Genomic DNA, 9,506 nt, shown 5'->3' on the forward strand with positions numbered 1-9,506 from the left:
GATGCCGAAATCGTTTCATCAGCATCCTCCTCGTTGGTTAATCCCTTTATTAGGTGCGCTGGTGGCCTTCGGGCCTCTGTCGATTGATATGTACCTGCCAGCCTTGCCGGAAATGGCAAGGCAACTACAGGCAACACAAGGGCAGATGCAACATACCTTAGGCGTATTTTTCGCCGGTTTCTGTATTGGCATGCTGTTATACGGCCCACTGAGCGACCATTTAGGGCGCAGAAAACTGCTGCTCAGTGGTATCGCATTATTTGTCGTTGCCAGTGCGTTGTGTACCTTGGTGACACAAGTTGAACACCTGATTTTACTGCGTGCATTACAGGCATTTGGCAGCGGTGCCGCGGTGGTCATGGGCAGAGCTATCGCCCGTGATATCTATAGCCCACAGGAATTACCACGCGTGCTGTCACTCATGACTTTAGTGACCATGATAGCGCCACTTATCGCTCCATTACTCGGTGGCTTCTTGTTAACCTATTTCAATTGGCAAGCCATATTTACGCTATTGAGCCTGTTCGGTTGTATCAGTGGAATATTATTACTATTTTTCTTGCCAGAAACGCTGCCCGCTCAGAGTAACAATGGAAAACTTATCACCGCGTTTAAAAATTACGGCAAGTTACTGACTGACGGTGAAGCTATGGCAACTATCGGCACATTGGCATTCACTTGCGCCGCCATGTTCGCATTTATCAGTGGTTCCCCTTTTGTCTATATCAATTATTTTCAGGTTCCGGCGAATTACTACGGCTTACTGTTCGCCTGTAATGCCCTAGGCATGATGGCAATAGTGCTACTCAATGTCCGTTTACTAAAAGTCTACGATATTTCTCGTCTGTTATTTATCCAAACCAGTGCCCAATTACTGTTTGGCATCTTACTGGTTATCTTTTATCAGCAAAGTCTGACTGTAGTCGTCATTTTGGTCGTACTATTTATCTCGCTGGTTAATGCCATTGGTACTAACAGCCTCTCTTTATTACTTCAACATCGCGGTCAACTTGCCGGTAGCGCCAGTGCGCTCGCTATTTCTGCACAATTCGGTATGGCAGCAGTCGCCAGTGTCGCCGTCTCTTTACTACAAGATGAAACCCCTTTTGCTATGGCCTTTGTGATGGCAGTTTGCGCTGGATTGTGTTGGTTATGCCAGCAGCTAGTAACTTTCTACCAGCGAAAACCTCTCACACAAGTGTCTTTAGGAGAAAAAAATCATGACAAATAATGTAAATACAGAATTACTGCGTCAACAAGCTTATATCAGCGGGCAGTGGGTTGATGCCGACAACCAAGCAACGTTTAAGGTGACTAACCCGGCAAATGGTGAAGTTATTGCCCATGTCAGTAATATGGGTGCGGCTGAAACAGAACGCGCAATTGAAGCCGCTCAACAAGCCCTGCCTGCCTGGAAAGCAATGACAGCCAAACAACGCAGCCAGATTCTGCAACGTTGGTTTCAGTTAATGATGGCAAATCAACCGGCACTGGCTGAATTGTTAAGCCGGGAACAAGGAAAGTCACAGGCAGAAGCTATGGGCGAGATCGCTTATGGTGCCAGTTTCATCGAATGGTTTGCGGAAGAAGGTAAACGCACCTACGGTGAAACTATTCCAAGCCCGATGCCAGGCCGACGGATCATCACAATCAAACAACCTATCGGCGTTGTGGCGGCCATCACACCGTGGAACTTCCCCAATGCCATGATTACCCGCAAGGTTGGCCCTGCTCTGGCCGCGGGCTGCACGGTGATCCTAAAACCCGCCTCAGAAACCCCACTTTCAGCTCTGGCTCTGGCTGTACTAGCGGAGCAAGCCGGTATTCCCGCCGGGGTATTCAATGTGGTGACTGGCGTCGATGCAAAAACCATCGGTGGTGTTTTGACCCAAAGCCCGATTGTTCGCAAACTCTCTTTTACCGGCTCAACCCGCGTCGGCAAGTTATTGATGGCACAAAGCGCCGATACCGTGAAAAAGCTATCGTTGGAATTGGGCGGCAATGCGCCATTTATCGTTTTTGACGATGCCGATATTGATGCTGCTGTACAAGGGGCGTTAATAGCTAAATTCCGCAACAGCGGTCAAACCTGTGTTTGCGCTAACCGAATTTTGGTTCAGGAAACCATTTATGACGCCTTCGCCGAACGTCTGGCACAAGCCGTTAATCGGTTGCAGGTTGGCCCGGCCAGCGACGCTAAATCACAACAAGGCCCACTGATCAATCAAGCCGCCGTCGATAAAGTCGAGGAACACATTAGTGACGCTATTTCCCGCGGCGCACGCATATTAGCAGGGGGTAAACCACACGCTCTGGGCGGCCTGTTCTTCGAACCTACCGTACTGGCTGATGTCAACGAATCCATGCTTATCTCCCAAGAAGAAACATTCGGGCCTATCGCGCCACTGTTCAAATTCCGTGATGAGGCAGAAGCCATCCATCTGGCAAATGATACTGAATTTGGTCTGGCGGCTTATTTTTATTCCCGCGATATCGGCCGGATCTACCGTGTGGCAGAAGCGCTGGAAAGCGGCATGGTCGGGATCAATGAAGGTTTGATCTCTAATGAAGTTGCCCCATTTGGCGGTATTAAACAATCGGGCCTGGGACGTGAAGGTTCACGTTACGGCATCGAAGATTATCTGGAAGTGAAATACCTCTGCTTTGGCGGCATCGAGGACACAGGAGTTTAACCACATGTTACAGAAAGAAGTCGTATCACAGGTTGCACATCGTCTGCAACAGGCAGAAAAAAGCCGTGAACAAATACGCCAGATCTCATTGGATTATCCTGAAATCACCATCGATGATGCTTATGCTATTCAGCGTCACTGGGTGGAGTTGAAAATTGCCGAAGGTCGGGTACTCAAAGGCCATAAAATTGGCCTGACCTCAAAAGCTATGCAAGCCAGTTCACAAATCAGCGAGCCGGACTACGGCGCTCTGCTGGACGATATGTTTTTTCCTGATGGCAGTGATATTCCATGCGATCGCTTTATTGTGCCCCGTATTGAGGTCGAACTGGCATTTATCCTGGCAAAACCTTTACGTGGCCCGAACTGCACACTGTTTGATGTTTACAATGCAACCGACTACATCATTCCAGCGTTGGAATTGATCGACGCCCGTTGCCATAACATCGATCCGGAAACCAAGCGTCCACGCAAAGTGTTCGATACGATTTCTGACAATGCCGCCAACGGCGGCGTCATCATGGGCGGCCGTCCGATTAAACCCGATCAGTTTGATCTGCGCTGGATCAGCGCCCTGCTCTATCGCAATGGCGTGATTGAAGAATCCGGTGTCGCGGCGGCGGTACTCAATCATCCGGCTAATGGTGTCGCATGGTTGGCAAACAAGCTGGCTCCACATGGTGTTCAGCTTGAGGCAGGACAAATCATTCTCAGCGGCTCTTTTACCCGCCCGGTTCCAGCCAATAAAGGGGATACCTTCCACGTGGATTACGGCCCCCTCGGTGCTATCAGTTGCCGTTTTGTTTAAGGAGGAAAAATATGGATCGGTTAACCAATACATTTAAACAAGCATTAAAAGCAGGCCAGCCACAAATCGGTCTATGGTTGGGGCTTTGTAACCCCTACAGTGCGGAATTAGTGGCCGGAGCCGGTTTCGACTGGCTACTTATTGATGGCGAACATGCACCGAACGATGTTCAGACGATCTTAAGCCAATTGCAAGCCATCGCCCCTTATCCAAGTCATCCCATTGTGCGCCCGCCTTGGAATGATCTGGTCATCATTAAACAACTACTGGATATCGGTGCCCAAACTTTATTAATCCCCATGATACAAAACGCTGAACAGGCGTATGAAGCAGTCCGCGCAACCCGTTATCCACCAGAGGGTATCCGTGGTGTAGGTAGCGCTCTGGCAAGAGCTTCTCACTGGAACAGAATTCCCAATTATCTCCATCGTGCCAACGATGAAATTTGCGTTCTGGTTCAGGTAGAAACCCGTGAAGCACTCCGTAACCTGCCGGAAATCCTCAAAGTAGAGGGTGTGGATGGTGTCTTTATCGGTCCGGCGGATCTGAGTTCCGATATGGGATTTACCGATAATCCGCAACATCCTGAAGTGAAAGCCGCAATTGAGCAGGCAATCGCCCAAATCAAAGCGGCGGGTAAAGCGCCGGGCATTCTGATGTCAGCACCCAATGTTGCCGAGCATTACCTGAAACTCGGTGCCCTATTCGTTGCTGTTGGTATCGACACCACTTTATTGGCTCGTACAGCCGAAGCGCTAGCGGCAAGATTTAATGCGAATAAAGACTCTCCGGCAGCGCCTTTATCTGATGTTTATTAATCTCAACCAGTACAACATTAACAACCGATTTACCCGATAACCTTTTGATTTGCCATGACCATGTAATACAAATAAAAAAGCAATTAAGGAAAATGACAATGAGCGATTCATCAACCGCTGCGCAACAGCCGGGCAATCCCGCTGCTCAACATAAGCAACTCACGGCACAACAGCAATCCGTCATTAACAAACTATTCCGTCGCCTGATTATTTTCCTATTCGTCTTATTTGTATTTTCGTTTCTGGATCGAATCAATATCGGGTTTGCCGGCCTGACAATGGGTAAAGATCTTGGACTGAACGCAACCATGTTCGGTCTGGCGGCAACGTTGTTCTATGCCACTTATGTCATTTTCGGTATTCCTAGCAATATCATGCTCAGTATTGTCGGGGCACGACGCTGGATAGCCACGATTATGGTGCTTTGGGGGATCTCCTCCACCGCCACCATGTTCGCCACCGGACCAACCAGCTTGTATATCTTACGTATGCTGGTCGGTATCGCCGAAGCAGGTTTCGTGCCGGGTATCCTGTTGTATCTGACTTACTGGTTCCCGGCTTACTATCGCGCCCGCGCCAACGCGCTGTTTATGGTGGCAATGCCGGTAACTATGGCGTTTGGTTCTCTGGCTTCCGGTTATATTCTGGAAATGGATGGCCTCCTGAACCTTCATGGCTGGCAATGGTTATTTCTGCTGGAAGGTTTTCCTTCGGTGCTACTGGGAATTGTCGTTTGGTTCTATCTTGATGATTCGCCAAAACGCGCTAACTGGCTGACAGATGAGGATAAAAAATGCTTACAAGAGATGATGGATAACGACCAGCCCGATCAGGTTCAACCGGCAAGTTCATCAACTCATCAGGCAATGCCAAAACGCAGTATATGGCGTGAAATTTTCGCACCGATCATGCTGATGTATACCCTGGCTTACTTCTGTCTAACCAATACCTTGAGTGCGATTAATATCTGGACGCCACAGATTGTGCAAAGCTTCAATCAGGGCAGCAGTAACATCATGATCGGCATTCTGACCGCCATTCCCCAGTTTTGCACCATCATCGGGATGGTTTACTGGAGTCGCCGTTCAGACCGGTTACAAGAACGTAAAACGCATACGGCGCTACCCTATCTGTTCGCCGCTGTGGGCTGGATATTGACTTCATTGACCAACCACAGCGTCATTCAGCTCATTGGGATTATTATGGCTTCAACCGGTTCATTTACCGCAATGGCGGTCTTCTGGACCACGCCAGATCAAGCTATCAGCTTACGCGCAAGAGCGATCGGTATTGCGGTGATTAGCGCTACAGGCAACATAGGTTCAGCACTCAGCCCGTTATTAATCGGCTGGTTGAAAGATCAGACAGGAAGCTTTAATACCGGTCTCTATTTCGTTGCCGGGTTACTGGTCATTGGCGCAGCCATTATCTGGCTGATCCCGATGAAACACGCCAGACAGAGAACAGCGCAGTAATTTCAATAAAAAGGAAAAACCATCATGGCTGAACCTATCATTGCCAACATTGATATCAGCAAGGATTATGATGAAACCCAAGGCACTGATGATGTGCATTATCAGACCTTTGGCCGAATGGCGGCATTTTTTGGTCGTAATATGCAAGCTCATCGTCACGATGGTTTCTTCCAACTTCATTTTTTGATCACCGGCCATATTGAATTACAGTTGGATGCTCAACACTATTCTGTACAAGCACCGCTGTTTATCCTGACTCCGCCCTCCGTTCCCCACGCTTTTTTCACTCAAGATGACAGTGACGGATATGTCCTTACTGTACGGCAAGATCTGATATTACCGTTATTGGAATCGCTCTATCCGGCTAATAAAGATATTCTTGATATTCCGGCTATTTGCTTATCTGTCTCCGATAAACCGGAAGAGCTAGCCGCTTTTAATCACTATTGGGCGTTAATCGCCCGCGAATCATCTAATAACTTTATTGGTCGAGAACAATCACTGACATTCCTGGCACAAGCTATATTTACACTGTTATTACGCAATATTCCTCTTGATGATCACCCGATTAATGGCGTGCGCGGAGAAATTAAATTATTTCAGCGCTTTAACCAATTAATAGACAATCATTATCATCATCATCTTCCCGTACCGGAATATGCCCATAAGTTAGGTATTACAGAATCACGATTAAAAGATATGTGTCGTCGATTTACCAATCGTCCACCAAAACGGCTCATCTTCGACCGTCAACTGCGTGAAGCCAAACGGCTATTATTATTCAGTGATTGCCCCGTATTTGAAGTTGCTTATCAACTCGGATTTAAAGATCCAGCCTATTTTGCCCGCTTTTTTAATCGATTAGTTGGCTGCTCACCTAGTTATTGGCGAGAAAGAAATATTCACGAAAAATAAATATCCATGCTAATTATACCAAGCCCGGCATTTTATTCTGCTCGTTCCACAAATCTCGTGCTATTAATTCGTGCTAAACTGACTCACTTTTATTACAAAACCTCTTCCAAGAATTAAAATTCCGAATATACTGAGACTCTGTAACTCACTGGAGCTTTTTGAAGGATAAATGATGGCAATCGGAGTGCCGATAAAAATAAATTTATTTAAGAAAAGGAAACACAACATATGCAAAATCCTTACTATATGGCAGGCGAATTCGGATTCCCACCTTTTGATGTCATAGACTTCATATAATCATGAGAATTTCAGAATGAGAAAATCAGCCATTACCTTCAATATCACTTATGCTATCTTTTGTGCGTTATTCATATATATGATGTCATATTTAGAAGAAGAGTATTATATCGGTGGCCGGGATATAAATAATCTCTGTATTGTTTACAAAGAGCTGATAGATGATAATCGTGATGTATTTGCTCCGACATGTTTACTGATTATGTCCCCTTTAATTTATGCAACTGCAAAAAAAAGATTCAAATCACTCTCTCTTAATGTCATTACTTTCGTTTTGCTAGGATACTGGATATGGCGTTTTTTTGTCAGATTAATCGTATGCACTTAGAATAATTTCAAACATTCAGGTAGCAGCTACTAAGTAGCTACCTGAATGTCAATTCACTCTATGCAATTGTCACAAACATGCCATCTGCACAGCCCAGATTTTTAAATCCCTCTTAATACTTTGATGCCCTATTTCTAAGTATTCAGGTTTTATAAATTTAATCCTCTTACAAATGTAAATTATCTTAAATTTATAAATTTTTGATTGCTTTTTGCCCACACCCTACCGCAGGATAAATAAAGAGCACATTAGAGGATCAACCAGTATGGCAAATATCATTTATTTAACATTGAAAGGCAAAAAACAGGGACTGATCTCCGCTGGCTGCGGCTCCTTAAACTCCATAGGTAATAATTACCAGCACGGCCATGAGAATGAGATTTTTATTTACTCGCTTCAACATTTAATGACAAGGGAACAACACGTATCCCATCATCCGGTTATGGTAGTAAAACCCATCGATAAATCTTCGCCTTTATTGGCGCGAAGCTTCGATGATAATGAAGAGCTGGAATGTTTATTTGAAAACTATCGCACATCACTAACCGGAGGATTAGAAAAAAACTATTCTATCAGGCTAGGCCATGCCTCGATATCCAGCATAAAAAGCAATTATCCGCATTCCAGAGACAGTAATGCCAGCGTACCACAGGAAATCATCTGTTTTACTTACAAAGATATCACGTGGAACAATCTTGCTTGTTCAACCGGTTCTTATAGCTTCTGGGATGACAGGATTTATTGACGATGAATAATGCCACTTATTTAACTGATACTCCCGTTGATTCAGAATCTGAGAATGGATTACGAATTGTTTTATCACCTGTGCAACTTGCGGCGGTCCTGTCGGATAATACCATTACCGAGGAAGAGACTTGGAGTAACAGAATATTAGGTGGAGCGGGTTTAGCGGCAGGAGTCGTTGAACTGATTGGCGCTGGCGCTCTTTGTCTGGCACCCGATCCTTCAACCCTAACCAAAACTGCCTGCGTTATTATCGGTGCGCACAGTCTTGATGTAATGAATGCTTCTGCCAGTCAAGTAATTACCGGCAGAGAAACCACGACGGAAACTTATCGCGAGGCGGTAAATTTAGCAAAAGAATTTGGGGCTGATGATTACACCGCTTCTGAAATAGGGCTTACTGTCGATATTGCTGTACCATTGTCATTTGCTTCAATAGCGGGCGCTGTTAGAGTTGCCTCTGTACGAGTAGGACGAATTAAGTTAATTGAACATGAATCGCCTACAGGTTTAAAACCGGGTGGACATACTTTGGCTAAACATGTTGGGTTATCGGAGCAGGAGTTGAGGGCTAGGATACTAAATAGTAAAGGGAGATTAAAAGAAGCAAGCACATTTTATAATCAAGATGTGGCAGAGAAAGTGATTTCAAAAGCCTTAAAAAATAATCAGATAAAAATAACCACCTTGCTAAAATATACTCCAAAAGGAGTAAAAGAAGAGATAGAATATGCTTCAAGTACACCTGTTGGTTTTGGCATTGTTAATGGTTCCCAAGACATACAAAAATTATATAAAGTTAGAATAGTTTTAACTCATTCCGAATTTAATGGTAAACTATATTATATATTAACAGCGTTTCCCGCATATTAATATCTTAGGAAAAAAAATGGAACTAAATCGCTTAATGTTTGCTTATTTCAATCAAGACTATGACATAATATCTGGCCCTGAGCTTGATGATGTCATAAATGACTATCTTGATACCACGAATGAAGCAATGAAAAAAGAGCTAATAGAAGAAATAGAGTCTCTTATCCATAATTCAGAAAATATAGAGAAAGACTTTCAAACTCTCTATTATAGTTCTAGCTTTTGCCCTAAATTATGGGAAACCACAGCATTTGAATTTCTAAAATATGTATCAAAAAAAACAAAAGATTATCTGGATAAAAACGAATAATTAAACGTTTTTTCAGACAACAACAAACAAGGAAGTTTAATCAATAAGAATAGTTTATATATTTCAAGCAATTCTATTGATTTCGATTACTAGGAGATCGCAATAATATGAAAGGCTAAAATTAAAATGACCGGACAATATCCATTTCTAGATATTTTAATGCATGCTTATTTTAATCAGGACTTCGATATAATATCAGGTCCCGAGCTTGATGATGTTATCAATGATTTTCTTCATGTCGCAAC

The 9,506-nt window shown here is 44.4% G+C and carries 11 protein-coding genes; all 11 read left to right on the forward strand.

All coding sequences use genetic code 11. The features are described from left to right. The first annotated feature begins 1 nt into the window (after position 1). Positions 2-1,231, forward strand: coding sequence for a Bcr/CflA family multidrug efflux MFS transporter (locus EAE91_RS10925; RefSeq protein WP_214088527.1), 1,230 nt, complete (start codon positions 2-4; stop codon positions 1,229-1,231). Next, positions 1,221-2,693, forward strand: coding sequence for an NAD-dependent succinate-semialdehyde dehydrogenase (locus tag EAE91_RS10930; RefSeq protein ID WP_214088528.1), 1,473 nt, complete (start codon positions 1,221-1,223; stop codon positions 2,691-2,693). Before EAE91_RS10925 ends, EAE91_RS10930 begins: the two co-directional genes overlap by 11 nt. Positions 2,694-2,697: 4 nt before the next feature. Continuing rightward, positions 2,698-3,501 (forward strand): 2-oxo-hept-4-ene-1,7-dioate hydratase, encoded by an 804-nt coding sequence (hpaH, locus tag EAE91_RS10935; protein ID WP_214088529.1) that lies wholly within the window; start codon positions 2,698-2,700, stop codon positions 3,499-3,501. A gap of 11 nt (positions 3,502-3,512) precedes the next feature. After that, on the forward strand, positions 3,513-4,319 hold the full coding sequence (gene hpaI, locus EAE91_RS10940) for a 4-hydroxy-2-oxoheptanedioate aldolase (protein WP_214088530.1): 807 nt from the start codon (positions 3,513-3,515) through the stop codon (positions 4,317-4,319). A gap of 98 nt (positions 4,320-4,417) precedes the next feature. Beyond that, positions 4,418-5,794, forward strand: coding sequence for a 4-hydroxyphenylacetate permease (hpaX, locus tag EAE91_RS10945; protein WP_214088531.1), 1,377 nt, complete (start codon positions 4,418-4,420; stop codon positions 5,792-5,794). A gap of 24 nt (positions 5,795-5,818) precedes the next feature. Continuing rightward, entirely contained in the window at positions 5,819-6,709 is an 891-nt protein-coding gene (gene hpaA, locus EAE91_RS10950; protein WP_214088532.1) for a 4-hydroxyphenylacetate catabolism regulatory protein HpaA, read from the forward strand. 313 nt (positions 6,710-7,022) lie between these two features. Then, positions 7,023-7,334, forward strand: coding sequence for a YjeO family protein (locus tag EAE91_RS10955; protein ID WP_214088533.1), 312 nt, complete (start codon positions 7,023-7,025; stop codon positions 7,332-7,334). A gap of 265 nt (positions 7,335-7,599) precedes the next feature. Further along, on the forward strand, positions 7,600-8,079 hold the full coding sequence (locus tag EAE91_RS10960; protein ID WP_214088534.1) for an Hcp family type VI secretion system effector: 480 nt from the start codon (positions 7,600-7,602) through the stop codon (positions 8,077-8,079). 2 nt (positions 8,080-8,081) lie between these two features. Beyond that, a complete protein-coding gene (locus EAE91_RS10965) occupies positions 8,082-8,951 on the forward strand; it encodes an RNase A-like domain-containing protein (protein WP_214088535.1) in 870 nt (289 codons plus the stop codon). Between the two features lie 16 nt (positions 8,952-8,967). Further along, positions 8,968-9,261, forward strand: a complete 294-nt coding sequence (locus EAE91_RS10970; RefSeq protein WP_046396118.1) for a contact-dependent growth inhibition system immunity protein — start codon at positions 8,968-8,970, stop codon at positions 9,259-9,261. A gap of 126 nt (positions 9,262-9,387) precedes the next feature. Beyond that, positions 9,388-9,506: contact-dependent growth inhibition system immunity protein (locus tag EAE91_RS10975; RefSeq protein ID WP_280520278.1), on the forward strand; the 119-nt coding region annotated here is incomplete at its 3' end.

The sequence above is a fragment of the Photorhabdus noenieputensis genome (assembly GCF_018448935.1).
In the GTDB taxonomy this organism is placed as follows: domain Bacteria; phylum Pseudomonadota; class Gammaproteobacteria; order Enterobacterales; family Enterobacteriaceae; genus Photorhabdus; species Photorhabdus noenieputensis.

Coding starts and splice junctions, on each gene's coding strand:
- EAE91_RS10925 (WP_214088527.1), top strand. CDS start 2: ATGCCGAAATCGTTTCATCAGCATCCTCCTCGTTGGTTAATCCCTTTA.
- EAE91_RS10930 (WP_214088528.1), top strand. CDS start 1,221: ATGACAAATAATGTAAATACAGAATTACTGCGTCAACAAGCTTATATC.
- hpaH (WP_214088529.1), top strand. CDS start 2,698: ATGTTACAGAAAGAAGTCGTATCACAGGTTGCACATCGTCTGCAACAG.
- hpaI (WP_214088530.1), top strand. CDS start 3,513: ATGGATCGGTTAACCAATACATTTAAACAAGCATTAAAAGCAGGCCAG.
- hpaX (WP_214088531.1), top strand. CDS start 4,418: ATGAGCGATTCATCAACCGCTGCGCAACAGCCGGGCAATCCCGCTGCT.
- hpaA (WP_214088532.1), top strand. CDS start 5,819: ATGGCTGAACCTATCATTGCCAACATTGATATCAGCAAGGATTATGAT.
- EAE91_RS10955 (WP_214088533.1), top strand. CDS start 7,023: ATGAGAAAATCAGCCATTACCTTCAATATCACTTATGCTATCTTTTGT.
- EAE91_RS10960 (WP_214088534.1), top strand. CDS start 7,600: ATGGCAAATATCATTTATTTAACATTGAAAGGCAAAAAACAGGGACTG.
- EAE91_RS10965 (WP_214088535.1), top strand. CDS start 8,082: ATGAATAATGCCACTTATTTAACTGATACTCCCGTTGATTCAGAATCT.
- EAE91_RS10970 (WP_046396118.1), top strand. CDS start 8,968: ATGGAACTAAATCGCTTAATGTTTGCTTATTTCAATCAAGACTATGAC.